This window comes from Reyranella humidisoli, from assembly GCF_019039055.1.
In the GTDB taxonomy this organism is placed as follows: domain Bacteria; phylum Pseudomonadota; class Alphaproteobacteria; order Reyranellales; family Reyranellaceae; genus Reyranella; species Reyranella humidisoli.
In genome coordinates, this window is sequence record NZ_JAHOPB010000001.1 from 1,077,812 (window position 1) to 1,103,330 (window position 25,519).

Sequence of the window (25,519 nt, forward strand, 5' to 3'; positions counted from 1 at the left end):
ATGGCCCTCGATTTCGACCGCATCCGCGCCGAGACGCCCGGCTGCGCGCACGTGCTGCATCTCAACGCGGCCGGCTCCTCGCTGCCCAGCCGCCGCACTCTCGACGCCACGCTCGATCACCTCAAGCTGGAAGCCGAGATCGGCGGCTACGAGGCGGCGGACCGGGCGCGGCCCGTGCTCGACGGCCTCTACCCATCGATCGCCACACTGATCGGCGCGGAAGCGGACGAGATCGCCTATGTCGAGAACGCGACGCGCGCCTGGGACCTCGCCTTCTACTCGCTCGACTTCAAGCCGGGCGACCGCATCCTGACCTGCGTCAGCGAATATTCGTCGAACTACATCTCCTACCTGCAGGTGGCGAAGAAGACCGGCGCGGAGATCGTCGTCATCCCCGACGACAGGCACGGCCAGATCGACCTCGGAGCCCTCGAACAAGCCATCGACAAGCGCACGAAGCTGGTCTCGATCTCACACATCCCGACCCAGGGCGGGCTCGTCCAGCCGGCCGAAGCGGTCGGCAAGATCGTCAACGATGCCGGCATCCTCTACCTGCTCGATGCCTGCCAGTCGGTCGGCATGATGCCGGTCGACGTGAAGAAGATCGGCTGCGATTTCCTGTCGGCCACGGGGCGCAAATACATGCGCGGGCCGCGCGGCACGGGCTTCCTCTACGCCCGCACGCGCAGCACCTCCCACATCGAGCCGATCTTCCTCGACAACCACGCCGCCCGCTGGTCCGGCGACAACGACTACACGGTGATGCCGGACGCCAAGCGCTTCGAGAACTGGGAGCGCTACTTCGCCGGCGTGATCGGCCTCAAGGTCGCCGCCGACCAGGCGAACGAACTCGGCATGCCGGCCATCTGGGCGCGCCTGCGCCACCTGGCCGATGGCCTGCGCGAGCGGCTGGCGACGGTGAAGGGCGTGACCCTGACCGACCTCGGCGTCACCAAGGGAGCCATCGTCACCTTCGCCGTCGCCGGCAAGGAGCACGTGGCGCTGAAGCAGCTGCTCCGCGACCAGGGGATCAACGTCTCGGTCTCGACGCAGTTCTCGTCCCGTCTCGATCTCAAGGGACGCGGCCTGAAGGACGTGATGCGCGCCTCGGTGCACGTCTACAACACCGAGGCCGAGCTTGACCGGTTCGTCGGAGCGCTCGACGCTGCCATCCGCCGCTGACGTGGCATGGCGCTTGCTGCCCGGGCCACGCTGACTGGCCCGGGAGTCCGGAGGGGAGAGAGATGATGATCCGTCGTTCATGGAAACTGGCCGCGGTGGCTGCCGCCGCTTTGCTCGGGCCGGTGTCGGTACAGGCGCAATCGACCCTCAAGGTGGCGCCGGAGACGCTGAGCCGCGTCCTCGATCCGCACTTCACCACCTCCTTCACCACGCGCGACCTGGGATACCTGATCTACGACACGCTGTTCGCGGTCGACGACAAGTTCGAGCCGAAGCCGCAGATGGTCGAAAGCTATGCGATCAGCGGCGACAAGCTCACCTACTCGTTCGTGCTACGGCCTGGCCTGAAATGGCATGACGGCCAGCCGGTCACGGCGGCGGACTGCGTCGCCTCGATCCAGCGCTGGGCCTCGCGCGACAGCATGGGCCAGACCCTGACCAGGTTCACCGCCTCGCTGGAGGCGACCGACGCCAACACGATCAAGCTGGTGCTGAAGGAGCCCTACGGCCTGGTGCTCGACAGCCTCGCCAAGATCGGTGCGCCCGTGCCGTTCATGATGCCGGAGCGGATCGCGAAGACGCCGGGCAGCGAGCAGGTAAAGGAGATCGTGGGCTCCGGCCCCTACAGGTTCCGCGCCGACCTGCATGAGCCGGGCGTAAAGATCGTCCTCGACAAGTTCGCCGACTACAAGCCGCGCAGCGAGCCGCCCAACTGGGCCTCCGGCGGCAAGATCGCGAAGATGGACAGGGTCGAGATGCTGGGCATGCCCGACGCGCAGACGCAGGTGAGCGCGCTGATCCGTGGCGAGGTCGACTATCTCGAACGCGTGCCGGCCGACCTGCTGCCGCTGTTCGACGCGAAGTCCGGCGCCAAGGCCGAGGTCGTGAGCAAGTTCGGCTTCCAGGCGATCATGCGCATGAACCACCTGCAGCCGCCGTTCGACAATCTGAAGGTGCGGCAGGCGATCGCCCGCGCGGTCGACCGCTCGATGTACGCCGCCGTCGTCGCCGGCGACCCGAAGTTCGCCACCGACTGCGCCGCCATGTTCGGCTGCGGCATGCCTTACGAGAGCAAGGACGGCATCCCCTCTTTCGACATGGCGGCCGCCAAGGCCATGCTGAAGGAAGCCAATGTCGACATGTCCAAGCCGCTGGTGATGCTGCACGTCGCCAACGCGCCGGGTATCGCCGCGCTGGGCAACGTCACGCGGCAGGTGCTGGTCGATCTCGGCTTCAAGGTCGACATGGTGTCGATGGACTTCCAGACCTTCGCCACGCGTCGGCTCAACACCGGCGCCGTCGACAAGGGCGGCTGGAACCTCGCCCATACGACGAACTCCGTGCCCGACCAGGGCAACCCCCTCAGCAACCCCTTCCTGGTCGCGTCGGGACCGCCCGCTTCCGCCTGGGGCTGGCCGACCGATCCGAAGACCGACGAGCTGCGCCTCAAGTTCGCCACCGCCCCCGGCGAAGCCACCCGCAAGACCATCGCCAACGAGATCCAGGCCCGCGCCTACGAGCAGGTCCTCTACCTGCCGCTGGCGCAGTTCACGACGCCGTCGGCCTGGCGCAACAATCTCGAAGGCGTGCTGAAGTCGCCGGTGATGCTGCTCTACAACATCGAGAAGAAGTGAGGAGCGCCACCATGGCGAAGGCCGTTGCCGAAGATTACCTGCGGCGCATCCCCAAGGCCGAGTTGCACTGCCACATCGCCGGCACGTTGCGCGCGACCACGGTCGCCGAGCTGGCGAAGAAGTACGGCCTGCCGCTGCCGCGGCCGGCGGAGCAGCTCTACCAGTGGCCCAACTTCGACGGCTTCCTCGAGATCCTGCGGCTCTCGGCACTGGTGCTGCGCACGCAGGAGGATTTCAGCCGCGCCGTCTATGAATACTGCGAGGACGCGCAGCGTGACGGCAACCTGCGGCACGTCGAGTTCTTCTTCAATCCCGACTACTTCTATCCCAACGGCATCGACTATCCGTCGATGGTGGCCGGCATGGCCGACGGCGTGGAGCGGGTGGGACGCGCCTTCGGCATCTCGGCCCGGCTGATCTGCTGCATCGACCGCTCGATCAACTCGCCAGCCCAGGCCGTCGAGATCGTCGAGACCGCGCTCGCAAATCCGCACGAACTGGTCATCGGCATCGGGCTCGACGGCAACGAGAGCGTCGGCCCGCCGGCCCTCTTCGCCGAGGCCTATGCGCGCGCCCGCAAGGGTGGCCTGCGCTGCACCGCGCATTGCTGCGAGGATTACCTCACGCCGCTGGAAGCGCCGCCGACCAACTACCTGATCTGCCGCGACGTGCTGCGCTGCGACCGCATCGATCATGGCTACAACATGCTGGCCTCGGACTATGTGATGGCCGAGGCGCGCAAGGACGGGCTCTACTTCACGCCCTGCGCCTGGACCAGCCTGCTGCACAATCGCCCGCACCGGCCGCAGCGCATCCGGCGCATGGTCGAGGCCGGATTGAACGTCACGATCAACACCGACGACCCGGCGATGTTCGGCACCAATCTCGGCCACGGCTTCATCACGTTGTTCGAGACGATCGGCTGGGGCCCCGACAAGGCCCGGATGTTCAGCCTGAATTCGGTCGAGGGCTCGTGGCTCGACGAGAGCGACAAGGCGAGGCTGCGGATCGACTTCCGCCGCCAGATCGCCGCGCTGGACAAGGAGTTCGGCTACGAGAACAAGCCGATGCCGGTCTGAGTCTCAAGTCGCCTCCCCATTCAGATGGGGAGGTGGCGCGCTCATAGCGCGACGGAGGGGTCATACTGTGCGGCGGCCGGGGAATTTGACCCCTCCGCCGCTGTAAGACAGCGGCACCTCCTCATCTGAATGGGGAGGCAAATCTCACTCCTATTCCGCCGCGACGCCCAGCCCGATGGGGCACGACACGCCGGTGCCGCCGAGGCCGCAATAGCCGCCGGGGTTCTTGGCGAGATACTGCTGGTGATAGTCCTCGGCGTAGAAGAACGGCGGAGCATCGACGATCTCGGTCGTGATCTTGCCGTAGCCCTTGCGGGCGAGCTCCCGCTGGAAGACGGCGCGCGAAGCGACCGCCTGCTGCTTCTGCGTCTCCGAGAAGGTGTAGATGCCCGAGCGATACTGGGTGCCGACATCGTTGCCCTGGCGCATGCCCTGGGTCGGATCGTGACTCTCCCAGAACAGGCGCAGCAGCGCCTCGTAGGAGGTCTTCGCCGGGTCGAACCAGACCGTCACCACCTCGTTATGTCCGGTGTAGCCCGAGCAGACTTCCTCGTAGGTCGGGTTGGGCGTCAGGCCCGCGGCGTAGCCCACCGCGGTCGCATAAACGCCCGGCGCTTCCCAGAACACGCGCTCGGCGCCCCAGAAGCAGCCCAGGCCGAACATCGCCTGCTCAAGCCCGGCGGGAAACGGCGGCTGGATGCGGGTGCCGGTGACGTAGTGCATCACGGGAATCTCGAAGTCCGGCGACGGGCGGCCCGGCAGCGCCCGGTCGGCGGTCGGCAACTCGGTCTTCTTGCGCAGAATTCGCCACATGGCGCGGCTCCTGGTGCTTTCGACGGCTGGTGCCCGGCCAATATGGCCATACAATGCCGCCGAATCGAGAGGCCATCCGGGGGAAGCCGCCAATGCCCGTATTCTTCGTCTGTGCCGGGTTGCTCGGCCTCCTGGCCGCAGCACTCACGGTGAATGTCGGCCTGATGCGCGGCCGCAAGCGGATCAACCTGGGCGACAATGGCGATGCCGAGATGCAGGCGGCGGTGCGCGCGCACGGCAACCTGATGGAGTTCGCACCGCTCTGCCTGCTGATGATCTACATGGCGAGCGACTTCTACAGCTTCCGCATGGTGGCGGGACTTTCGGTGGTCCTTCTGGTCGCCCGCATCCTGCACGCGGGCGGCATGCTGGGTTTCATCCCGAAGGGCCGCCTGCTGGGCACCCTGGCGACCGTCCTGGTCCTCGGCGTATCCGCCATTCTGCTCGCCATCGCCGGCCTGGGCCTCAAGCAGTACTGACGCGGGAACGGCGGGGAAGCCGGACATGGGCGAGCCCGTCACCATTCCGCTCTGGCTGTTCGTCGCGATCATGGCGTTCGCGCTCTGGTCGCTGCTCGACCGGCTGCTGATCCCGAGCGGCCGCTGGTTCCTGAGGCGCCGGCTCAACCGGCTGATCGACCGCGTGAACCGCCGGCTCGCCGTCGAGATCAAGCCGTTCCAGCTCACCAAGCGCCAGGTGCTGATCGACCGGCTGATCTACGATCCGCAGGTGGTGGCCGCGGCCAACGAGCACGCGCGCACCCACAACGTGCCGCGCGAAGTCGCGATGACGGAAGTCCATCGCTACGCGCGCGAGATCGTGCCGACCTTCAACGCCTACGTCTATTTCCGCGTCGGCTACTCGATCGCCCGCGCCGTCGCGCGCTTCCTCTATCGCGTGCGCCTGGGTTACGCCGACGAACGCACGCTGGCCGGCGTGTCGCCCGACACGACCGTGGTCTTCGTGATGAACCACCGCAGCAACATGGACTACGTGCTGGTGGCCTTCCTGGCCGCCGAGCGCACCGCGCTCTCCTATGCCGTCGGCGAATGGGCGCGCATCTGGCCGCTGCAGCAGCTCATCCGTTCGATGGGCGCCTATTTCGTGCGCCGCAACTCCGACAGCCCGATCTACCGGCGCGTGCTCGAACGCTACGTCCACATGGCGACCGAGGCCGGTGTCGCGCAGGCAATGTATCCCGAAGGCGGCCTGTCGCGCGACGGCCGCCTGCGCGAGCCCAAGCTCGGCCTGTTCGACTACATGCTGAAGTCGTTCGATCCCACGGGCACGCACGACATCGTCTTCGTGCCGGTGGCGCTGAACTACGACCGCGTTCTGGAGGACCGCACCTTGCTGCGCTCGCTCGACCGGGAAGCGCCCCGGCGCGGGGTCTGGTACGCGACGCGCACGGCGATGGGTTTCTGGGCAAGCCAGGTCTGGCTGATGCTGCGGGGAGATTGGTTCCGCTTCGGCTATGCCTGCGTGAATTTCGGCGCACCGATCTCGGCGCGCGACTGGCTCGCGACAAATGGTGGCGACCTGCGCGCCCTCGACAAGGACCAGCGCTTCGAGGCGATCGGTCGGCTGGCGAACGATGTGATGGGGGAGATCGCCCGTCTCGTGCCGGTCCTGCCCGTATCGCTGATCGCGACGGTGCTGCTCGAAGCCGAGCGGCCGCTCGACGAACTCGAACTCAAGGTCAGGGCCTCGGAGCTGGTCGCGCATTTCGAAGGCCGCGGGGCCAAGCTCTATCTGCCGCGCGGCGATCGCGACTACGCCTTCCATGTCGGGCTGCGCATGCTGTCGCTGCGTCATCTCGTCGAGGAGAGCGGCGAGGGGCTTTTTTCGGTGGTGGCAACCGAACGGCCTGTTCTTGCTTATTATGCCAACGCCATTGCTCACCTGCGTTGAACATGATCACCACGCTCTGGCGTATCGCCTACGAGGCCGGCTACGGCTATTTCACGAACCGGCTGTCGACCTCGGCCGCGGCGATGGCGTTCTATACGATGTTCGCGCTGGGCCCGATCATGATCTTCACCATCGCCATCGCCGAGCCGTTCGTCGGCCGGATGATGGCGCAGGAGGCGATCTTCGACGCGCTGGGCACGCTGGTGGCGCAGGACCAGCTGCGCACCATCCGGCGCTTCGCCTCGGAGGACCTGTTCCGCGGCGGCGGCATCGCGGCCCTCGCCGGCGCGGCCGTGCTGCTCTACACGGGCACGCGCGTCTTCGTCGAACTGGACGACGGCATCGATGCGATCTGGCGCGACCACAAGAGCCCGGTCGTGCACCCGGTGCTGGCCAGCCTGAAGTCGCGGATGCTCGCCATCCTGCTGATGATCGTGCTGGGCGTCCTGCTGATCGTCGTGATCCTGGCGAGTGTCCTCGTCTCGGCCTATGCCGGCGTGCTCGAAAGGTTTCCGGTGCTCGGCGTCTGGATCGGCCCCGCGATCTCGACCTCGGTGCACTACGGCCTGCTCTCCGGCTTCTTCACGCTCATCTACAGGTGGCTGCCGACCGGGGGCGTACCCTGGCGCTACGCGTTGATCGGCGGCGCGGTGAACGCGCTGCTGTTCGCCGCCGGCAACCGCGCACTGGTCTTCTACTTCGAGGTGACGCAGCTCACCTCGGCATTCGGCGCCACGGCGGGCTTCGCCGCCATCATGGTCTGGATGTACTGGACCTCGCTCACCATACTGATCGGCGCCCAGGTCGGCCGCGCGACGCGCGACGTGCTGATCGACAATCGCGCGAGAGAGATGGTGGAGGGGGATCTTTAGTGTGTTCCAGTCGCAATGCCGCTGGCGGCATTGCGACTGGAACACGCTGGCGGGCGGCAGGCGCTGCAGCGTAGCGAAGCGCCGAGAGCCCGCGCGGTCCCGCTTGCGCACCATTGTCTTTTCTGCCCGGTGCGGGCTCCCGCGCCTGTGAAGGCGCTGCCGCCCGCCAGCGCTTCATGGCAATGCCGCCTGCGGCATTGCCATGAAGCGCTAGAACATAGTAGCCAGCACGCGGTCCGGCGGCTTGTGGCCGTCGGCGAAGGTCTTGATGTTGATCAGGACCTTCTCGCCCATCTCGATGCGGCCTTCGAGCGTGGCCGAGCCCATGTGCGGCAGCAGCACGACGCGATCGAGTTCGAGCAGCTTCGGATTCACCTGCGGCTCGTTCTCGTAGACGTCGAGGCCGGCGCCGGCCATCTCGCCGACCTTCAGCATGCGGACCATCGCGTTCTCGTCGATCACCTCGCCGCGCGCGGTGTTCACGAGAATGGCCGACGGCTTCATCAGCTTGAGGCGGCGCGCCGACAGGAGATGGAATGTGGCGGGCGTGTGCGGGCAGTTGACCGACACGATGTCCATGCGCGCCAGCATCTGGTCGAGGCTCTCCCAGTAGGTCGCCTCGAGCTCGCGCTCGATGTCGCCGTGGACGCGCTTGCGATTGTGATAGTGGATGGCGAGGCCGAAGCCGCGCGCGCGACGCGCCAGCGCCTGGCCGATGCGGCCCATGCCGACGATGCCCATGCGCTTGCCCTGCAACCGCGCGCCCAGCATCGAGGTCGGGCTCCAGCCGGACCACTTGCCGCTGCGCACCAGCCGCTCGCCCTCGCCCATGCGCCGGGCCGTCGCCAGCACCAGCGCCATCGACATGTCGGCGGTGTCTTCGGTGAGCACACCCGGTGTGTTGGTGACGATGATTCCGCGCTGGCGGGCCGTATCCAGGTCGATGTGGTCGACGCCCGTCCCGAACGAGGCGATCAGCTTCAGCTTGGACCCGGCCTGCGACAGCAAGCGGCTGTCGATCCGGTCGGTGACGGTCGGCACCAGCACGTCGGCGGCTTTCACCGCCTCGACGAGCTGCGGGCCGGTCATCGGCTTGTCGTCGGCGTTGAGGCGGGTGTCGAACAGCTCCATGAGACGCGTCTCGATCGCGTCGGGAAGCTTTCGGGTGACGATCACCAGCGGCTTTTTCTTCGGGGTGGACGGCATGTGAAAATGGGACCGGCGCTGGCTCGAGACAGTGACAAAGCCCGATTACCAAGTCCGCGCGCGTTTTGTCCAGCAACCGGGTCCATGGAAGCGCGCGCCGGAAAGTCGCGCCATTTCAAAGACTTGTCGCTGAATATGAAGATTTCAGGTATATAACGGCCGATGGGAATTCGATCGTCGGCCCTGGTTTGCGGCTTCTCCGTTGCTCTGGCGGCGTTTTTATTGCCCCAGGCAGGCGGAAAACCTGCCCTCGCCGCGCCCGACAAGCCGACCGCCCAGCGCAAAGGCTCCGGCCTGCCGATCCCCCGCTTCGCGTCGCTCCGCTCGGACGAGGTCAATGTCAGGACCGGGCCGGGCTCCCGTTACCCCATCGACTGGATGTTCAAGCGCAAGGCAATGCCCGTGGAAATCGTCGCCGAGTACGAGAACTGGCGCAAAATTCGCGACTGGCAGGGCGCCAGTGGCTGGGTCCACCAGAGCCTGCTGAGCGGCAAGCGCTCATTCATCATCTCCGCCAAGACCACCAGCCTCTACAAGACTCCGGCCTCGTCCGCCGAAGTCGTTGCCAAGCTCGAACCGGAGGTCCTGGGCGAGATCCGCTCCTGCGCCGGCGACTGGTGCCGTGTGAAGGTCTCCGGCGTCAGCGGCTGGATCGAGCGCAGCGGCATGTGGGGCGTCTATAAGTCCGAGCCGATCAACTAGCGGCCGACCGGATCGCCTCGTAAAACGGGGTCACCGTGGCTCACGACGTCAGTCTCACCTACGCGCGCTTCGATCATATGCCGCCGGCAGCCCTGGCGCTGACGGCATTGCTACATGTCGCGGTGGGCCTGGCGCTGTACTGGATCTCGCCGCTGCGGCCCGTCGAATCGTTCGAGAATGCCATCGAAGTCTCGATGGAGGCTCCGGCGCCGCTGCCGCCGATCCCGGAAGCCAAGCCCGAGGCGCCACCCACCCCACCGCCGGCCGCCAGCGCTCCGCCCAGCCCGCCGCCGAGCCCACCACCGCCCCAGGCTGCGCCCCCGACTCCCACGCCGGCGCCCACCCGCCCGGCGCCACCGATGCGCCTCGGCCTGCCGCCGCCCGCAGCCGAACCCAGCAAGGATTCGCGCGACGTCGCCGGCGCCGAAAAACCGGCCACGCAGGCAACAGACATCCCGACGCCCGACAAGACGGCCCAGGAAGGCTCCCGTGAGGAGGCCGGCAAGGAAGAACCTCGCCCGGAGGCCAAGGAGGAGCCGAAGCCAGAACCGAAGCCGGAACCACCGGCCGAAGCCAGGCGCCCCGAGCCTGAGCCGCCGCCGCAGCAGCAGCAGGCGCTGGCCCAGCCCGAGCCCACACCACCCCCGCCTCCGCCGCCCCCGTCCCTGGAACAGGCCCTGCCACCGCTCGAGGCGCCGCCGCCGCCCGTGACCGAGCGCGACGTGCCCAAGCCGTTGCCGGTCCCACGTCCGGCCCCGCCGCAGCAGGCGGTCCGGCCGCCGCCGCCTCCCCCACCGCCGGCCCCGCGCCCGGCGCCGCAGCCGCCTGCCCACACCCAGCCGGCGCCGCGGCCCTCGCCCCTCGGTGCGCCGCCGGCTCGCGGAGCCGAATCCCAGTCGGCCGCCCGGCCATCCTCCCCGACGTTCCAGAATCCCGCCGACAGGTACGGCCAGAAGCAGGCGCAGGAACAGTATCTCTGGCAGGTGATGCGCCGAATCTCGCAGTTTCCCTACGTTCCGAAGGACACGGGCCCGGTTCGAACGACCGGCACGGTATTGACGCGGGTGACGATCGCGCGCGACGGGCGGTTGCTGGACGTGGCCATCGAGCGCTCGAGTGGCCTTCCCTCGCTCGACAGCGGCGTGATCGAGACGATCCGGCGCGCCAGCCCTTATCCGCCGCTGCCGGCCGACATCACCGGCGACCGCCATACGTTCCAGCTTCCCGTCAGCTTCAACTTCCACCAGCAGCGCTGACGGCGTTCGGGGCTGCGGCGATGCGGCTGGCCGAGACGGCGGCCCGGACGTAAAACTCGGGGGCCGTGACCCACGACAGTTTCATCCGGTCGCAATCCGGGCGCATGTCGCCGGCAGCTCTTGCCCTGGCGATCGGCCTGCATGCGCTCGTCGCCGCGGGACTGTGGTGGGCCCAGCCATTGCGTCGCCTGGACCATTTCGAGACACCGATCATGATCTCGATGGAGCCGGCGCCGTTGTCGATCGGCGCCACCGAGACGCTGGCGAGCGCGTCCTCCTCGGTCGAACCTGCCCAAAATCAACCAGCAGCCGCGGAGGGAGCGCCGCCTGAAGCGCCACCCGAGCCCCGCCAGCAGGCTGCCCTCGCGCCCGCCGAACCGACACCGGCTCCACCACCCGAACCGGCCCCCGAGGCAACACCGCCGCCTCCACCGCTCGCGGCTTCCAGTGTGCCTCCTGCCCCGCCAGAGCCGGCACCGGCACGGACCGAGATGGCGACGCCGCTTCCCGCGCCGGCCGAGACGCAGACGGCGACGACAACGGTAACGGCGGCACCCGAGAGGCCGAGCGAGGCCGAAACGGCAGCCACCTGGCAGACCGACGCCTCGTCGTGGAAACCGCAGGTCACGCTGGAGCCCCAGGCGGAGATGCCGCCGCGACGGACACAGGTCCGCCCGGCCTCACCCCCGCCGACGGCGCCGCGCCTGGCCCAGACACCGGGCAAACGGCTGGAGGATTACCCGCCGCAAACCTCCAGCCTCGGCCCGCCGTCGAGCGGCTCGATGGAGGGTGCAATGGCCGACGGCGGCGCACGCAACGATTATCTGTCGCGCGTCTATCGCCACATCGAGCCCTATCGCCGCTATCCGGCGGCCGCGCGCGCGAGCGGACAGCATGGCCGCGTCGTCACGCGCGTGACCATCGGTCGCGACGGCGCACTCATCGACTTGCGGATCGACAATTCGAGCGGCTGGCCGCTGATCGACGAGGCCGAGATGGCGGCGATCCGGCGTGCCATGCCGCTGCCACCTGTTCCCGCCGGCATGCGCGGCGATCCGGTCGTGCTCGTCCTGCCGATGAATTACTGAAGAGGGGTATCGCTCTTCAGGCGAAGTCGCCTGAGAGCGACTGGCGCACGGCAGGCGACATCACGGCCATGTGGCCGTAGTTGGCGTGGTCGAAACCCACGACGACGTCGCCGCTGCCGCTCTTGAACGCCTGGACCTGCCCGGCGGTGAAGGGAAAGCGGATGAACTGCACCGAAGAGGCCTTGCCGTCGTCGCGCGACCGTTCCTGGTCGTCTTCCGGCACGCCGCGGACGGTCTCGCCGCCAACCCGGATGAAGGCCTTGTGCTCGACACCCCCCAGCATGCCCAGCACGCGCGCGCGCCGCAGCGGATCGTCGATCTCGAACATCACGGTCGCCACCAGCTCGCTGCCCGTGGGGATCAGCGGATTGTAAGCCGCGAGCTCGTCGGGGAGCTGTTCGGCGCCGCCCTTCTCGATGAAGAGCATCTCGTGGACCTGGTGCAGCATCGTGTCGAACGATTCGAAATAGAACGTCGCGAACGGCCCGACCTCCAGCCGGCGGTTCTTCTTGATCTCCGAGATCTGGCGACGCCGATCGGCCCTGAGCTTCGCGTAATCCGCCATCGCGATGATGTCGGAGGCCTCGATCTTGCGGACGCTCATCGGTCGGCCTTTCCCAGCCCGTAGGCCTGCGCGAGGAGTTCGATGGGATGGCTGCCGCGCGACGGCTTCGGCGCGGTGTCGCCCGCGGTCATCTCCATGACCTGCATCAGATGATCGGCCGCCAGCGGGCATTCCGACGCGACGAAGCTGGTGTCGTTCTTGAGCGCAGCCTGCGCGGCCGGCTTGCCGACTTTCACCGCCGTCTCGAAATTCTCGGTGCGGGCGCCCCAGATGCCGCCATGGCCGCTGCAGCGCTCGATCACCGAGACCTTCGTCTGCGGCACCAGGCGCAGCATCTCGGCAGCCTTCGCCCCCATGTTCTGCGCCCGCGCATGGCAGGCGAGATGGATGCTGACGCCGCCTTCCAGCGGCTCCAGGCCCGGCGCCAGACCGTGCTTCTTGGCGATGTCGACGACATACTCGGAGAGGTCGAACGTGGCGTTGGACAGGCGCTCGATCGCCGGATCCTGCGGGCAGATCAGCTTCCATTCGAACTTCAGCATCAGGGCGCAGGACGGGGTCAGCGCGATGATGTCGTAGCCCTTGTCGACCCACGGCAGCAGGGCGGCCGAGACTTCCTTCGCCGCGTTGGCGACGGATTCGATGTCGCCCAGCTCCAGTTTCGGCATGCCGCAGCACGCCGGATGCACGACCTCTGTCTCAACGCCGTTCCTGGCCAGCACCGCCCGAGCGGCGGCGCCGATGTCGGTGTTGTTGAAGTTCACGAAGCAGGTGGCATAGAGCACCGCCTTGCGCTTGCCGAAGGCCGGCGCGGCTTCGTTCAGGACAGTGCCTTCGCGGCGCGCACGGATTTCGAAGGTTTCGGCGGCATAGCGCGGCAGGCGGGCGCCGTGATGGATCCCGGCCAGGCGTTCCATGCTCTGGCGGGCCGTCGTGTTGTGCTCGTCGGTCGCCCAGTTGACGGCAGCCGAGAGGAAATTGCCGAGACGGCCGCTGCGGTCGGTGTCGGCGAGCTGCTTGTCGACGAAGTTGATGCCCTTCTTGCGCGCCTGCACCGCGCGATGGCGCAGCATCAGGTGCGGGAAATCCAGCGCCCATTCGTGCGGCGGCACATAGGGGCACTTGGTCATGAAGCACATGTCGCAGAGCGTGCAGGCTTCCTCGACGGCCGCGTAATCTTCCTTCTTCACGCCGTCGAGCTCGCCGGTCGGACCGTTGTCGATCAGGTCGAACAGGCGGGGGAACGAGTCGCAGAGATTGAAGCAGCGGCGACAGCCGTGACAGATGTCGAAGACGCGCTCCATTTCCTTCTCGAGGGCAGCCTCGTCCCAGAACCAGGGATTCTGCCAGTCGAGGGCGTGACGGATCGGAGCTTCGAGGCTGCCTTCGCGCATGGTCGTTCTGCTTTGCTGCCGGCGGGTGGCGTTAGCGGGTGGACAGAAGAAAAAGGGGACCCGCGCGGGGTCCCCTTCGATAAGCCCGGAAGGCTTACGCCATCGTGTCGAGGGCCTTCTGGAAGCGGCCGGCGTGGCTCTTCTCAGCCTTGGCCAGCGTCTCGAACCAGTCGGCGATCTCGGCAAAGCCTTCCTCGCGCGCGGTGCGCGCCATGCCCGGGTACATGTCGGTGTACTCGTGCGTCTCGCCGGCGATCGCGGCCTTGAGGTTGCTGTCCGTCGGGCCGATCGGCAGGCCGGTGGCCGGGTCGCCGCTCACCTCGAGGAACTCGAGATGGCCGTGCGCATGGCCGGTCTCGCCTTCGGCGGTCGAACGGAAAACGACGGCGACGTCGTTGTAGCCTTCGACGTCGGCCTTCTGAGCGAAATACAGGTAGCGGCGATTGGCCTGGCTCTCGCCGGCGAATGCAGCCTTCAGATTGTCTTCGGTCTTGGATCCCTTAAGGTTCGCCATGGTCCTTCTCCCTTTACGATCGGCCCATCCGCCAATCTCGCCCGGGGATTTAGGAGACACCATGCGACAACGTCAAGAATCTTAGAAACGTTCTAAACGTTGCAAACGATTCTCAAGCGGCGCCGATTCAGCGGCGGACGCGCACGATGACGTCGATGCGGGACAGGTGGGTGCCCTCGGGCGGCGCGGGCAGGCCCGCGATCGTCACCTCGTCCGAGGGGAAGTCGAGCAATTCACCGTCCGTTTCGACGAAGAAATGGTGATGATGGCCGGTATTGGTGTCGAAATACGACCGGCCCGGCGCCACGACCACTTCCCGCAGGAGACCGGCATCGCGGAACTGGTTCAGCGTGTTGTAGACCGTGGCGAGCGATACCGGCATGCGGTTCGCCTTCGCTTCGGCATGCAGGCTCTCTGCCGTGACATGGCGGTGTTCGCCTTCGAACAGCACGCGCGCGAGCGCGACCCGCTGCCGCGTGGGGCGAAGGCCGGCCTGTCGGAGGCTGGCGGTAAAATCGGGCCTGTTGCCTGGCATGATTGCAGTCTTATGTAAGCGGGAGGAAAAGACAAGAAAAGGCCCTCCCCGACAGGCTGGGCTGGTTTGCGCCGGGCGTCCGGCATCCTTATTCTGGCCGCGAAGCCCTTTCCGGGCGGCCTGCGGGACGGTGAATGTGAGCGAGCAGAAGCACAGTTATACTTTTGAAGACCTGATCGAATGCGCCAAGGGGAACCTGTTCGGTCCCGGGAACGCCCAGCTGCCGCTGCCGCCGATGCTGATGTTCGACCGAATCGTCAAGATCGACTCCACCGGGGGCAAGTACGGCAAGGGCGAGATCATCGCCGAGCTGGATGTGAAACCCGACCTCTGGTTCTTCGCCTGCCATTTCCAGGGCGATCCCGTGATGCCGGGCTGCCTGGGCCTCGACGCGCTGTGGCAGATGCTGGGCTTCTTCCTCGGCTGGATGAAGGCGCCGGGCCGCGGCCGGGCGATCGGCGTGGGCGAGGTCAAGCTGACCGGCATGATCGTGCCGACGGTCAAGAAACTGACCTATCACGTCCATCCCAAGCGGGTGATCCTGCGCCGCCTCGTCATGGGCGTGGGCGACGGGTTCGTGACGGCGGACGGCAATCCGGTTTACGAGGCGATCGACATGAAGGTCGGCCTGATCAAGGACGGCGCCACTCCCGCCGCGGCGGCAGTCTGATGAAGCGCGTCGTCGTCACGGGTCTCGGGATCGTTTCCCCGATCGGCAACAACGCCGCCGAGGTCACGCAGTCGCTGAAGGAAGGCAAGTCCGGCATCGAGTTCGTGCAGGAGTATCGCGACCTCGGCTTCCGCAGCCAGGTCGCCGGCACGCTGAAGCTCAATGTCGAGGAGCTGATCGATCGCCGTCTCATGCGCTTCATGGGCAACGGTTCGGCCTACGCCTACCTTTCCATGAAGGAAGCGATCGCGGACGCCGGCCTCGGCGAGGCCGAGATCTCCAACGAGCGCACAGGCCTGGTGGCTGGCTCGGGCGGCCCGACAACCGGCGCCATCGTGCAGGCGGCCCTCACCGCCAAGGAAAAGGGGCCCAAGCGCGTCGGCCCGTTCCAGGTGCCGCGCGCCATGTCGAGCACCGTCTCGGCCAACCTCGCGACTGCCTACAAGATCAAGGGCCCGAGCTATTCGATCAGTTCGGCCTGCTCGACCTCGGCGCACTGCATCGGCAACGCCGTCGAGACCATCCAGCTCGGCAAGGCCGACCGCATGTTCGCGGGCGGCGGCGAGGAGCTCGAATGGACGCTGTCGGTGCTGTTCGACGCCATGGGCGCGATGTCGTCCAAGTTTAACGACACGCCGCAGCGCGCGAGCCGCGCCTACGACAAGGACCGCGACGGCTTCGTCATCGCCGGCGGCGGCGGCATCGTGGTGCTCGAGGAACTCGAAACTGCCCTGGCACGCGGCGCGAAGATCTACGCCGAAGTGATAGGCTACGGCGCCACATCGGACGGCGCCGACATGGTGGCACCCTCCGGCGAAGGCGCGCTTCGCTGCATGAAGCTTGCCCTCGCGGGCTTTCCGGGCGCCCCGCCCCGCAACACGCCGGTCGACTACATCAACACCCACGGCACCGCGACGCCGGTGGGCGACATCACCGAACTCGACGCCATCCGCGCCGTGTTCGGCGAGAAGCAGCCGGACAAGCTGCCGACCGTCAGTTCGACCAAGTCGCTGACCGGTCACAGCCAGGGCGCGACCGGCGCGCACGAGGCGATCTACTCGCTGCTGATGATGAAGGAAGACTTCATCGCGGCCTCGGCCAACATCGAGAACCTCGATCCCGGCGCCGAGGGCTATCCCATCGCCCGCCAGCGCATCGACAAGGCCGGCCTTCAGACCGTGATGTCGAACAGCTTCGGCTTCGGCGGCACCAACGCCTGCCTGCTCTTCTCCCGCTACGATCACTGAGGGGATCGATGCCAGACGATCGCAACGACGGCTCGGGCTTTCCCAAAGTCTCCGGGCTGATGGCTGGCAAGCGCGGCCTGATCATGGGCGTCGCCAACGACCGCTCGATCGCCTGGGGCATCACCCAGGCGCTGCATGCGGCCGGCGCCGAGATGGCCTTCACCTACCAGGGCTCGGCCTTCGGGAAGCGCGTGCTGCCGATGGTGGAGAAGCTCGGCTCCAAGGTGGTCGTCGAGGCGGACGTCGAGGACGAGGCGAGCCTCGACCGGCTGTTCGAGACCCTGAAGAAGGAATGGGGCCGGCTCGATTTCGTGGTCCACGCCATCGCCTTCTCCGACAAGGAGGAGCTGAAGGGTCGCTACGTCGACACCAGCAAGGCCAACTTCCAGCGCAGCCTGACGATCTCCTGTTACTCCTTCACCGAGATCGCGCGGCGCGCTCTGCCTTTGATGACCGAGGGCGGCAGCCTGATCACGCTGACCTACGAAGGCTCGACGCGCGTGATGCCGTCCTACAACGTCATGGGCGTCGCCAAGGCGGCGCTCGAGGCGAGCGTGCGCTATCTCGCGGCCGATCTCGGCCCGCAGGGCGTGCGCGTGAACGCCATCTCGCCCGGCCCGATGCGTACCCTCGCCGGCGCCGTGATCGGCGGCGCCCGCTACGTCTATCGCGTCTCGCGCGAAGCGGCGCCGCTGCGCCGCAACGTCGAGCTGTCCGATGTCGGCGGCGCGGCGCTCTACTACCTGTCGGACCTCAGCGCCGGTGTGACCGGCACGGTGCACTTCGTCGACTCGGGCTATCACGCCATCGGCCTGCCGCATGACGGCAGCGCCGTGCCGAGCGCCAGCGGCGAGCAGTAGGCCGCCGCTTCAGCCGATCACGATATCCATCGTGGTTGCCATCGCGCCAGGCTCCAGGCCCGACGCCGGTTCCAGCCTCATCTCGATGCGCTCGCGCTGTCCGGGCGTGCGGATCGCGCTCCTGAAAATGCCGTCGCGTTCGTTCTGCGGGTCGCCCGCGACATAGAACTGGCTGGTCAGCATCCGCCCGTCGGCGGTCGCCACCTTGAGATGAATGTGCGGCGTGCGGCCGGGATAGGCGACCGGCTTCAGGGTGCGGAAGCTGTAGCGGCCGCCGGCATCGACCAGCATGCGGCCGTAGCCCTGGAACGCCGCGTCGCGCTTGTCGCGACCGGACTGGCGCGGATGGTCGTAAATGCCCTGCGCGTCGCATTGCCAGATCTCGACCATCGCGCCCCCGCGCGCGGCGCCGGCCAGGTCGATCACGCGGCCCTGCAGATGCAGCACCTGCCCCATCGCCTGGGCCGCCTGCCCGCGCACCTGCACGAGATCGCCGTCCATGTCGGCGGGAAAACCCGCCGGATAGAACGGCCCTTCGGTCTGGGCGGGCGTCGCGACGAGGCCGGCGGCAAACGACGGTGCCAGCGGCAACAGGGCCAGTCCCGCACCGGCGAGGACGGTGCGGCGGGCGAGGAGCGGAAAGCGGGTCATGCCGACAGGTACGCAAACATAAAGGCGGCCCGAAGGCCGCCGCTAACCATAGCTCCTCATCCTGAGGAGGCTGCGCAGCAGCCGTCTCGAAGGATGGGCAACAGACTTGGTGCTCGTGCCCACCCTTCGAGACGCTCACCAGGTTCGCTCCTCAGGGTGAGGTCTTTGTTGGAAAGGCTCGATGCCTACTGATCCAGCTGGAGATTGTTTTCCTTGATGAGCTGCGCCCAGCGTGCGGTTTCATCGACGATACGCGCCTGGAACTGCGCCATCGTGTTGGGCAGGTAGATCAGGCCGTTATCCGTCAGCATCTTCTGAACGTCGGGCGTGCCGGCGGCGGCGGTGTATTCCTTGTACAGCCGGTCGATGATCGGCTGCGGCGTGCCGGCGGGCGCGATCACGGCGTACCATGTCACCACCTCGTCTTCGACGAGCCCCAGCTCCTTCAGCGTCGGCACGTCGGGAAGCTGCGGCACGCGCTGCAAGGTCGTCACCGCGAGCGCGCGCAGCTTGCCCGCCTTTATGTGCGGCAAAGCCAGCGGCAGCGTGTCGAACATCGCGTGGATGTCGCCCGCGAACATCGCCGGCAGAGATTCGTTGGTCCCCTTGAAGGGAACATGCAGGAGGTCGATGGCGGTTCGCTTCTTCAGGATCTCGAAGGAGAGGTGTGCCGGGCTGCCCGGCCCGACCGAGGCGTAATTGAGAACGCCGGGCCTGGCCTTCGCCGCATCGATCAGGTCCTTCACCGTCTTGATGGCCGAGTCTCCCGAGACGACCAGCACCAGCGGCGAGGCCGCGAACATGGTGATCGGGATCAGGTCGTCCTTCACGCTGTACGGCATCTGCTTGTACAGCGACGGGAAGATCGTGAGGGGCCCGAGATTGCCCATCCCGATCGTGTAGCCGTCGGGCTTGGCCTTGGCGATCTCGGTGACGCCGATGCGGCCGGCCGCCCCCGCCTTGAAGTCGGTGATCACCGTCTTGCCCAGCGCCGCCGACACCTTGTCGTTGAACGACCGGGCGATCACGTCGTTCAGGCCGCCCGCCGGCCAGGGTACGAGGAACCGCACCGGCCTGGACGGCCAGTCGCCTGGTGACTGGGCATGCGCTCGAAACCCAGCCGTCAGGGGTGCCGCGCAGAGAAGGTTGGTCAACAGACGTCGCGAGATCTTCATGGCCCCACCAAAAGCAATAGTCGGGCCGCACGCTAGACGAGGCGCCCTGACGAAGTCGACTCCCGTGGGGGACGCGGTGCCTGTCGTTCGAACGCGCCCGCGCGCCTCCTCACGGCTGCAGGACGATGTCGTCCGGTCGCCACTCCTGCTTGAACCAGGGCTCCAGCGGGCCATACAGGCGCAGGATGGTGAACCACGACTTGCCGGGAACCGTCTGGATCCAGTTGCTCTCGCGGCCCTGTGGCGCCTTGGGGCCGAAATACACATCCACGGAGCCGTCGGGGTTGGATTGCACCGCCTTGTTCTGGCTGCTCACGCTCGGGAACTGCGCATCGGTCTGCAGCATCGAGCGGGTCTGGGCGTCGTATACGATCACCGACCAGAATGTCTTGACCGGCACGCGTGGCGGAAGGCGCAGCCTGTAGCTCTTGCCGCCGTCGAGCGGGTTGTTGTCCGAGTCGGTCGCCGTCCACGGATAGGTCGAGCCCTCGCCCACGACCTGCGTGTCCATCGCCGGCGTGACGCCGGTGGCCGCGAAGAAATACATCGCGCTGCCGGTGAGGTTGGCCACGCCGGGTTGCCACTCGAACTTGTAGCCGCCGATGAACGGGCGCTTCCATTTCCGGTTGTCGAAGAACAACGCCTCCTTCTCGCGGTTCCGGTAGAAGATCGTCCGGCCCGTCGCATCGCCCACGGCGGCCGCTTCGGCGAGGATCTTCTTCATCCGCTCGTCGGGCGCGAAGGGCTTGCCCTTCTGGATGCCGATCGACGCCCAGAATCCGAGCGTCGTGAGATCGAGCGATTCGGTCGGTTCGTTCTGCACGGCCGCGTTCAGCAGCTCCCAGAAGCGGAAGTCCCCGGGGCCCACCATGTTGAAGGGCTTGCCCGACATGTCGACGAAGTTCATCGCCGGCGGCGTGGCGGACTGTCCGAGCGGATAGACCTTCGTCACCTTCTTCACGAGTTCCACGCCCGGCGCCGGACTGCCGTCGACGACGAAGCTGCGCCAGACGATCCAGACGCTGAGGCTGCCCGGACGGATCACGTGATATCCCGGCGGCACGTCGCCCGTGTAGCCGGGCGGCAGGACGATGTACTTGCCACCCTCGCCACGGTCCGGCCCGGTGAAGCCGATATCGCCGGCCCAGCGGTACCAGATGTCGTTGACCGTGCCGAGAACCTTGGGCGGCGCCTCGACCACCAGCGGACCCTTGCGCAGGTCGATCCAGAACCACGTGTAGGGCGTGTTGTCGTTGGCCGTCAGTTCGACGGTGCGGGAGTCGACCAGCTGCTCCCAGATCGGCACGGTGGTATTCGCCGGGCCCATCGCGAGGATGGCTGCGCGGTTGGCCATCTGGTTGACCACCGGAAGGGCGAGCAGATAGGCCTGCACCGCGCGCTGGAAGTCGAGATTGTCGTAGATCCTGTCGGTGCTGGCCTGGTCCGGCACGCCGCCCTGAAAGCGCAACGTCCCGAGGCGCGTATCGACGCTGTCGGGCACGACCACGCCGGGCGGCATCGGCGTAGTGAACTTGAAGGCCGGGGGCGCCGGCGTCCCGGTCAGGGGCTGGGCCTGACTTTGAAACGCGCTCGACAGGAAAATCACGCACAGGAGGTTCGTCAGCAAACGTCGCGAGATCTTCATGGCCCCATCCAAGAAATAGTCGGGCCGCACACCAGACGAAGCAAGCTGCCGCCATCGAGATTGACGGGTGATCTACCGCTTCGCGCCATCCAGGAAAAGCATGAAGCGTGCGAGAGGCCACTTGAACAGCAGCAGATAGGCAACGTGTAGGGAAACGAGACCTGCCAGGAGGTTCGCGAGGAACTCGTGCACCTCCGACAGGGGGCCTTCCGACTCTTCGTGCTTCCTGTTGTCCTTCGGCGAGGTCGCGGCTTCGACCTGCTTTTCCGTCGGCCCTTTGGCGCCAGGCACCGCAACGGCGCTTTCAGCGCCCAAGCCCACCGACCGGCCACGATCTAGGGCGATGCCTGTTGCGGACACCCCGATCAGGGACATGCCGATGCCGAGAAGAAGCGTCCGACTGATGGCTGGATGGGTCATGGCGCTGCCGAGTTTCAGACCGGCGAACTGAGGATAGAACCGCATCAATCCCAGTTGAGGCGCGCCCGTCAGGGACCACAGCACCCGCCCGATCAGCACCGCGGAAACCACATAGCCCAGCCACGCATGAACAAGGCCCGTTTCGCCCGTGGCATAAGCGGCGACGGCAAGAACGACCAATAGAGCGTGGTAAGCGCGAAGGCGATGCATGACCGACACAGGACGCACTCCGTGGCATTGCGAGACAAGCCTTGGGTGCTTCGCGCCGCCGGAGGCGTAGAGCTTGGATGGGCTTCGCCGGTCGACGAATGCCAATCGCCTATGACGTCCGACAACGAACGGACACGGATCAGGTTCCACCCTCAGGCAGTTTGGGCCAGACCCCGAGCCCGTTGGATGACGCTTGAGACCGCGACAAACAAAAACGGCGGCCCGTGGGCCGCCGTTTCCGTTATCGATCGAGTGACGACTACGCGCCGGCAGCGGGAGCTTCGTCGACCGGCTTGTTCGAGATGTCCTCGCCCGTCTCCTGGTCGACCGCCTTCATCGAGAGGCGGACCTTGCCGCGGTCGTCGACGCCCAGGACCTTGACCTTCACCTGGTCGCCTTCCTTCACCACGTCGTTCACCTTGGCGACGCGGCGCGGCGCCAGTTCCGAGATGTGCACGAGGCCGTCGCGCGCACCGAGGAAGTTCACGAAGGCGCCGAACTCGACGGTCTTCACGACCTTGCCGGTGTAGATCACGCCGACTTCCGGCTCGGCCACGATGCCCTTGATCCAGTCGATGGCGCGCTGGCCGGCCGTGGCATCCACCGCCGCGACCTTGATCGTGCCGTCGTCCTCGATGTCGATCTTGGTGCCGGTCTGCTCGGTGATCTCGCGGATCACCTTGCCGCCCGTGCCGATCACTTCGCGGATCTTGTCCTTGGGGATCGTGAACTGCGTGATGCGCGGCGCGGTCGCCGCGACGCCGTCACGCGCACCGCCCAGACCCTTGGCCATTTCGCCGAGGATGTGGATGCGGCCGTCCTTCGCCTGGCCCAGAGCGACCTTCATGATCTCCTCGGTGATCGAGGTGATCTTGATGTCCATCTGCAGCGAGGTGATGCCCTTCTCGGTACCGGCCACCTTGAAGTCCATGTCGCCGAGGTGATCCTCGTCGCCCAGGATGTCCGACAGGACGGCGAAGCGCTCGCCTTCCTTGATCAGGCCCATGGCGATACCGGCCACCGGACGTTCCATCGGCACGCCGGCGTCCATCAGCGACAGCGAGCCGCCGCAGACCGAGGCCATCGACGAGGAACCGTTCGACTCGGTGATCTCCGACACGATGCGGATCGTGTACGGGAACTTCTCCTTGGACGGCAGCATCGGACGCAGCGCGCGGAAGGCGAGCTTGCCGTGGCCGATCTCGCGGCGGCCGGGCGAGCCCATGCGCCGGACTTCACCCACCGAGTACGGAGGGAAGTTGTAGTGCAGCATGAAGTGCTCGCGGTACTCGCCCTCGAGCGCGTCGATGATCTGCTCGTCCTGGCCGGTGCCGAGCGTGGCCACGACCAGCGCCTGCGTTTCGCCGCGGGTGAACAGCGACGAGCCGTGGGCGCGCGGCAGGATGCCGACCTCGGCCACGATCGGACGGACGGTCTTGGTGTCGCGGCCGTCGATGCGCTTGCCGGTGTCGAGGATGGCTGTACGCACCACGTCGGCCTCGAGGTTGCCGAACTGCTCGCCGAACGCGGCCAGTGCGGCCTCGTCGCCCTCGAACAGCTTCTTGGCCTCGGCCTTCACCGCGCCGATCTTGGCCTGGCGGGCCTGCTTCTGGGTCTCGGCGAACGCCTCGACCAGCTTAGCCCGCATTTCCGCCGTGAGCTTGGCAGCCACCGTCTTCGACGCTTCCGACGGATCGGTGAGCGGCAGCGGCTCCTTGGCGCAATGCTCGGCGAGCTGGATGATCGCGTCGATCACCGGCTGGAACGAGCGATGGGCCTCCATGACGGCACCCAGCATCACGTCCTCGGAAAGCTCCTTGGCTTCCGACTCGACCATCAGCACGCCTTCCTTGGTGCCGGCGACGACGAGGTCGAGCGTGCTCTTCTCGAGCTGCACCTTGGTCGGGTTGACGACGTACTGGCCGTCGACATAGCCGACGCGCGCCGCGCCGATCGGGCCCATGAAGGGCACGCCGGAGATCGTGAGCGCGGCCGACGTGGCCACCATCGCCAGGATGTCGGGATCGTTCTCGAGATCGTGGGCGAGCGTCGTGACGACGACCAGCGTCTCGTTGCGATAGCTCTCGTGGAACAGCGGGCGGATCGGGCGGTCGATCAGGCGCGAGGTGAGGATTTCCTTCTCGCTGGGACGGCCCTCACGCTTGAAGAAGCCGCCGGGGATCTTGCCCGCTGCGAAAGCCTTCTCCTGGTAGTTCACGGTCAGCGGGAAGAAATCGAGGCCGGGCTTCGGCTTCTTCTCGAACACGACGGCAGCCAGCACCGTGGTGCCGCCGTAGCTCGCCATGACGGCGCCGTCGGCCTGGCGCGCGATCTTGCCGGTCTCCAGCACGAGCTTGCGCCCGGCCCAGTCGATTTCCTTGCGAAAAACTTCAAACATCTCATTCATCCTTTCCATCACGGTCGACTGCCCCCGTTTGGCGGCGACCGCCCACCGGCGCCCTTGCGCCGGCAGGACCGGGACAGGCGTTTGCTCTCGCCCCTGCCTTCCCGGTTACTGCGATGTCGCGTCAGGCGGCCGAACTCACGGGGACCGCACGACGCGACGCGAAAAGGCCCCATCGCAAGGATGGGGCCGAAGGGTCAGCGACGCAGACCCAGACGCTCGATCAACGTGGCGTAGCGCTTGGTGTCTCGCGACTTGAGGTAGTCGAGCAGGCGGCGGCGCTGGCCAACCATCTTCAGCAGACCGCGGCGCGAATGGTGGTCCTTCGCGTGGCCCTTGAAGTGCTCGGTGAGGTTGGAAATACGCTCGCTGAGGATCGCGACCTGGACTTCCGGCGAACCCGTGTCGCCTTCGATCTGGGCATACGCCTTGATCAGCTCCGCCTTGCGGTCGGCTGTAATCGACATCGGTCATCTCCTGAAACTAAAGGTTGAACACGCGCACCGGCTGGAGAGCGACGCCGTCCGAACGGACCAGCGCCACGAGCCTGCTGCCGACCTCGGCGCGAACAAGTGCGCCGGACGGAGGTGCGTCCCGGGTCAAGAGAACAGGCTGGCCTTGGCGCAACCGGTCCGCTTGTGCCTCCGTCATGGCCAGCGCCGGGATGTCGTCCAGCGCGGTCGCAACGGGAGCCAAGGCCCCGAAGAGCGCGGGAATATGCCCGAGGGCCTCCAGTTTGGAAAGCGAAATGGCCCCCTCCTCGCGGAAGGGTCCCACGACCGTCCGGCGCAGCGCCGACAGGTGTCCGACGGTCCCCACCGCCTTTGCCAGATCGCGGCCGAGAGACCGGATATAGGTGCCCTTGCCGCAGCCGACCACAAAATCTGCGTGGTCCCTGTCAGGCCGGCCGACCATCTCCAGCCGCTCGATCAGGACCTGGCGCGGCTTCAGTTGGACTGTCTCACCGGCTCGGGCGAGGTCGTAGGCACGCTTTCCATCGATTTTCAGCGCCGAGAAGGCCGGCGGCATCTGCTCGATCTCGCCCACGAAGGCCGGGAGTGCCGCGCGAAGTGCATCGTCGGTCGGCCGGGCGTCGCTGGTCGCCGTTACCTCGCCCTCGGCATCTTCGGTCGAGCGGGCTTCACCGAACCGCAGGGTGAAGCGGTATTCCTTCCGCCCGTCCATGATGAACGGCACCGTCTTGGTCGCCTCGCCGAGCGCGATCGGCAGGATGCCGCTGGCCAGTGGATCCAGCGTGCCGCCATGCCCGGCCTTCTGGGCGCCGAACAGCCGCCGCACGCGGCTCACCGCCGGTGTCGAACCGAGACCGACAGGCTTGTCGAGCACGATCCACCCGTCGACCTTCTCGCCCTTTTTTCTTCGCGCCATGGCGGAGGGGTTTAAGCCCGCAAGTTGTTGCGCGCCAGCCATTGGTTCAGGCAGGCTGCAAGCATGAATTTGAGGCGGCAGTCGGATCACATCCGGC

Annotated in this window: 25 protein-coding genes; 12 read left to right on the top strand and 13 right to left on the bottom strand. The window is 66.8% G+C overall.

Translation table 11 applies throughout. The features are described 5' to 3' along the window. The 3 genes from KQ910_RS05260 to add all read left to right on the top strand — a co-directional run bounded on the left by KQ910_RS05260 (position 1) and on the right by add (position 3,895). On the top strand, positions 1 to 1,182 hold the full coding sequence (locus KQ910_RS05260; RefSeq protein WP_216957421.1) for an aminotransferase class V-fold PLP-dependent enzyme: 1,182 nt from the start codon (positions 1 to 3) through the stop codon (positions 1,180 to 1,182). 65 nt (positions 1,183 to 1,247) lie between these two features. Continuing rightward, complete coding sequence (locus tag KQ910_RS05265) at positions 1,248 to 2,816, top strand: ABC transporter substrate-binding protein (protein WP_216957422.1); 1,569 nt, start codon at positions 1,248 to 1,250, stop codon at positions 2,814 to 2,816. An 11-nt stretch (positions 2,817 to 2,827) separates the two neighbouring features. Beyond that, entirely contained in the window at positions 2,828 to 3,895 is a 1,068-nt protein-coding gene (add, locus tag KQ910_RS05270; protein ID WP_216957423.1) for an adenosine deaminase, read from the top strand. A 150-nt stretch (positions 3,896 to 4,045) separates the two neighbouring features. Here the strand turns inward: add and msrA are convergent, their stop codons facing one another. Beyond that, positions 4,046 to 4,708: a peptide-methionine (S)-S-oxide reductase MsrA gene (gene msrA / locus KQ910_RS05275; RefSeq protein ID WP_216957424.1), complete on the bottom strand. Its 663-nt coding sequence runs from the start codon at positions 4,706 to 4,708 to the stop codon at positions 4,046 to 4,048. Positions 4,709 to 4,800: 92 nt separating this feature from the next. Here msrA and KQ910_RS05280 point away from each other — a divergent pair, with 92 nt between their 5' ends. The 3 genes from KQ910_RS05280 to KQ910_RS05290 are packed head-to-tail and all read left to right on the top strand — an operon-like array spanning position 4,801 to position 7,491. Further along, positions 4,801 to 5,187: an MAPEG family protein gene (locus tag KQ910_RS05280; protein ID WP_216957425.1), complete on the top strand. Its 387-nt coding sequence runs from the start codon at positions 4,801 to 4,803 to the stop codon at positions 5,185 to 5,187. A gap of 25 nt (positions 5,188 to 5,212) precedes the next feature. Next, positions 5,213 to 6,619, top strand: coding sequence for a 1-acyl-sn-glycerol-3-phosphate acyltransferase (locus tag KQ910_RS05285; protein ID WP_216957426.1), 1,407 nt, complete (start codon positions 5,213 to 5,215; stop codon positions 6,617 to 6,619). 2 nt (positions 6,620 to 6,621) lie between these two features. After that, on the top strand, positions 6,622 to 7,491 hold the full coding sequence (locus KQ910_RS05290) for a YihY/virulence factor BrkB family protein (protein ID WP_216957427.1): 870 nt from the start codon (positions 6,622 to 6,624) through the stop codon (positions 7,489 to 7,491). Between the two features lie 210 nt (positions 7,492 to 7,701). Here KQ910_RS05290 and KQ910_RS05295 read toward each other — a convergent pair whose 3' ends face one another. Beyond that, the gene (locus tag KQ910_RS05295; protein WP_216957428.1) at positions 7,702 to 8,697 is read right to left on the bottom strand and encodes a 2-hydroxyacid dehydrogenase; all 996 of its coding nucleotides are present in this window, start codon (positions 8,695 to 8,697) and stop codon (positions 7,702 to 7,704) included. Positions 8,698 to 8,919: 222 nt separating this feature from the next. Between KQ910_RS05295 and KQ910_RS05300 the strand changes: the two genes are divergently transcribed. From KQ910_RS05300 to KQ910_RS27145, 3 genes are all read left to right on the top strand, one after another. Next, a complete protein-coding gene (locus KQ910_RS05300; RefSeq protein ID WP_229600329.1) occupies positions 8,920 to 9,399 on the top strand; it encodes an SH3 domain-containing protein in 480 nt (159 codons plus the stop codon). A 35-nt stretch (positions 9,400 to 9,434) separates the two neighbouring features. Continuing rightward, complete coding sequence (locus tag KQ910_RS26915) at positions 9,435 to 10,655, top strand: energy transducer TonB family protein (RefSeq protein ID WP_216957430.1); 1,221 nt, start codon at positions 9,435 to 9,437, stop codon at positions 10,653 to 10,655. A 65-nt stretch (positions 10,656 to 10,720) separates the two neighbouring features. Beyond that, entirely contained in the window at positions 10,721 to 11,743 is a 1,023-nt protein-coding gene (locus KQ910_RS27145) for an energy transducer TonB (RefSeq protein WP_216957431.1), read from the top strand. Between the two features lie 16 nt (positions 11,744 to 11,759). Here the strand turns inward: KQ910_RS27145 and KQ910_RS05315 are convergent, their stop codons facing one another. From KQ910_RS05315 to irrA, 4 genes are all read right to left on the bottom strand, one after another. Continuing rightward, entirely contained in the window at positions 11,760 to 12,347 is a 588-nt protein-coding gene (locus KQ910_RS05315; RefSeq protein WP_216957432.1) for a DUF3501 family protein, read from the bottom strand. After that, positions 12,344 to 13,702 (bottom strand): heterodisulfide reductase-related iron-sulfur binding cluster, encoded by a 1,359-nt coding sequence (locus KQ910_RS05320; RefSeq protein WP_216957433.1) that lies wholly within the window; start codon positions 13,700 to 13,702, stop codon positions 12,344 to 12,346. The genes KQ910_RS05315 and KQ910_RS05320 overlap by 4 nt, the downstream gene beginning before the upstream one ends. A gap of 94 nt (positions 13,703 to 13,796) precedes the next feature. Then, complete coding sequence (locus tag KQ910_RS05325) at positions 13,797 to 14,216, bottom strand: rubrerythrin family protein (RefSeq protein WP_216957434.1); 420 nt, start codon at positions 14,214 to 14,216, stop codon at positions 13,797 to 13,799. Between the two features lie 127 nt (positions 14,217 to 14,343). Next, positions 14,344 to 14,751 carry an iron response transcriptional regulator IrrA gene (gene irrA, locus KQ910_RS05330; RefSeq protein WP_216957435.1) on the bottom strand — a complete coding sequence of 136 codons (408 nt, stop codon included), beginning with the start codon at positions 14,749 to 14,751 and terminating at the stop codon, positions 14,344 to 14,346. Positions 14,752 to 14,887: 136 nt separating this feature from the next. Between irrA and fabA the strand changes: the two genes are divergently transcribed. Genes fabA through KQ910_RS05345 form a run of 3 tightly spaced genes read left to right on the top strand, consistent with a single transcriptional unit; the run spans position 14,888 to position 17,528 of the window. After that, positions 14,888 to 15,421: a 3-hydroxyacyl-[acyl-carrier-protein] dehydratase FabA gene (gene fabA, locus KQ910_RS05335; RefSeq protein WP_216957436.1), complete on the top strand. Its 534-nt coding sequence runs from the start codon at positions 14,888 to 14,890 to the stop codon at positions 15,419 to 15,421. Further along, positions 15,421 to 16,668 (top strand): beta-ketoacyl-ACP synthase I, encoded by a 1,248-nt coding sequence (gene fabB / locus KQ910_RS05340; protein WP_216957437.1) that lies wholly within the window; start codon positions 15,421 to 15,423, stop codon positions 16,666 to 16,668. The genes fabA and fabB overlap by 1 nt, the downstream gene beginning before the upstream one ends. 8 nt (positions 16,669 to 16,676) lie before the next feature. Next, positions 16,677 to 17,528 (top strand): enoyl-ACP reductase FabI, encoded by an 852-nt coding sequence (locus KQ910_RS05345; protein WP_216957438.1) that lies wholly within the window; start codon positions 16,677 to 16,679, stop codon positions 17,526 to 17,528. A 9-nt stretch (positions 17,529 to 17,537) separates the two neighbouring features. Here KQ910_RS05345 and KQ910_RS05350 read toward each other — a convergent pair whose 3' ends face one another. The 7 genes from KQ910_RS05350 to truB all read right to left on the bottom strand — a co-directional run bounded on the left by KQ910_RS05350 (position 17,538) and on the right by truB (position 25,512). Next, complete coding sequence (locus KQ910_RS05350; RefSeq protein ID WP_216957439.1) at positions 17,538 to 18,179, bottom strand: dioxygenase family protein; 642 nt, start codon at positions 18,177 to 18,179, stop codon at positions 17,538 to 17,540. A gap of 185 nt (positions 18,180 to 18,364) precedes the next feature. Then, the gene (locus KQ910_RS05355) at positions 18,365 to 19,249 is read right to left on the bottom strand and encodes a Bug family tripartite tricarboxylate transporter substrate binding protein (protein WP_216957440.1); all 885 of its coding nucleotides are present in this window, start codon (positions 19,247 to 19,249) and stop codon (positions 18,365 to 18,367) included. A 214-nt stretch (positions 19,250 to 19,463) separates the two neighbouring features. After that, positions 19,464 to 20,999, bottom strand: coding sequence for a DUF1254 domain-containing protein (locus tag KQ910_RS05360; RefSeq protein WP_216957441.1), 1,536 nt, complete (start codon positions 20,997 to 20,999; stop codon positions 19,464 to 19,466). A gap of 72 nt (positions 21,000 to 21,071) precedes the next feature. Then, entirely contained in the window at positions 21,072 to 21,629 is a 558-nt protein-coding gene (locus tag KQ910_RS05365) for a cytochrome b/b6 domain-containing protein (RefSeq protein WP_229600599.1), read from the bottom strand. Between the two features lie 259 nt (positions 21,630 to 21,888). Further along, positions 21,889 to 24,027, bottom strand: coding sequence for a polyribonucleotide nucleotidyltransferase (gene pnp, locus KQ910_RS05370; protein WP_216957443.1), 2,139 nt, complete (start codon positions 24,025 to 24,027; stop codon positions 21,889 to 21,891). A 203-nt stretch (positions 24,028 to 24,230) separates the two neighbouring features. Then, positions 24,231 to 24,500, bottom strand: a complete 270-nt coding sequence (gene rpsO, locus KQ910_RS05375) for a 30S ribosomal protein S15 (RefSeq protein WP_216957444.1) — start codon at positions 24,498 to 24,500, stop codon at positions 24,231 to 24,233. Between the two features lie 16 nt (positions 24,501 to 24,516). Further along, positions 24,517 to 25,512, bottom strand: coding sequence for a tRNA pseudouridine(55) synthase TruB (gene truB, locus KQ910_RS05380; RefSeq protein ID WP_439653327.1), 996 nt, complete (start codon positions 25,510 to 25,512; stop codon positions 24,517 to 24,519). Positions 25,513 to 25,519: the final 7 nt, after the last annotated feature.

Bases quoted from the DNA above. Each gene is read 5' to 3' on its own strand.
- KQ910_RS05295 (WP_216957428.1), bottom strand. From the start codon at position 8,697: ATGCCGTCCACCCCGAAGAAAAAGCCGCTGGTGATCGTCACCCGAAAG.
- KQ910_RS05360 (WP_216957441.1), bottom strand. From the start codon at position 20,999: ATGAAGATCTCGCGACGTTTGCTGACGAACCTCCTGTGCGTGATTTTC.
- KQ910_RS05320 (WP_216957433.1), bottom strand. From the start codon at position 13,702: ATGCGCGAAGGCAGCCTCGAAGCTCCGATCCGTCACGCCCTCGACTGG.
- add (WP_216957423.1), top strand. From the start codon at position 2,828: ATGGCGAAGGCCGTTGCCGAAGATTACCTGCGGCGCATCCCCAAGGCC.
- fabB (WP_216957437.1), top strand. From the start codon at position 15,421: ATGAAGCGCGTCGTCGTCACGGGTCTCGGGATCGTTTCCCCGATCGGC.
- pnp (WP_216957443.1), bottom strand. From the start codon at position 24,027: ATGTTTGAAGTTTTTCGCAAGGAAATCGACTGGGCCGGGCGCAAGCTC.
- KQ910_RS05280 (WP_216957425.1), top strand. From the start codon at position 4,801: ATGCCCGTATTCTTCGTCTGTGCCGGGTTGCTCGGCCTCCTGGCCGCA.
- rpsO (WP_216957444.1), bottom strand. From the start codon at position 24,500: ATGTCGATTACAGCCGACCGCAAGGCGGAGCTGATCAAGGCGTATGCC.
- KQ910_RS05345 (WP_216957438.1), top strand. From the start codon at position 16,677: ATGCCAGACGATCGCAACGACGGCTCGGGCTTTCCCAAAGTCTCCGGG.
- KQ910_RS05315 (WP_216957432.1), bottom strand. From the start codon at position 12,347: ATGAGCGTCCGCAAGATCGAGGCCTCCGACATCATCGCGATGGCGGAT.
- KQ910_RS05285 (WP_216957426.1), top strand. From the start codon at position 5,213: ATGGGCGAGCCCGTCACCATTCCGCTCTGGCTGTTCGTCGCGATCATG.
- KQ910_RS05265 (WP_216957422.1), top strand. From the start codon at position 1,248: ATGATCCGTCGTTCATGGAAACTGGCCGCGGTGGCTGCCGCCGCTTTG.
- KQ910_RS05290 (WP_216957427.1), top strand. From the start codon at position 6,622: ATGATCACCACGCTCTGGCGTATCGCCTACGAGGCCGGCTACGGCTAT.
- irrA (WP_216957435.1), bottom strand. From the start codon at position 14,751: ATGCCAGGCAACAGGCCCGATTTTACCGCCAGCCTCCGACAGGCCGGC.
- KQ910_RS05260 (WP_216957421.1), top strand. From the start codon at position 1: ATGGCCCTCGATTTCGACCGCATCCGCGCCGAGACGCCCGGCTGCGCG.
- msrA (WP_216957424.1), bottom strand. From the start codon at position 4,708: ATGTGGCGAATTCTGCGCAAGAAGACCGAGTTGCCGACCGCCGACCGG.
- KQ910_RS05325 (WP_216957434.1), bottom strand. From the start codon at position 14,216: ATGGCGAACCTTAAGGGATCCAAGACCGAAGACAATCTGAAGGCTGCA.
- KQ910_RS05350 (WP_216957439.1), bottom strand. From the start codon at position 18,179: ATGACCCGCTTTCCGCTCCTCGCCCGCCGCACCGTCCTCGCCGGTGCG.
- KQ910_RS05365 (WP_229600599.1), bottom strand. From the start codon at position 21,629: ATGCATCGCCTTCGCGCTTACCACGCTCTATTGGTCGTTCTTGCCGTC.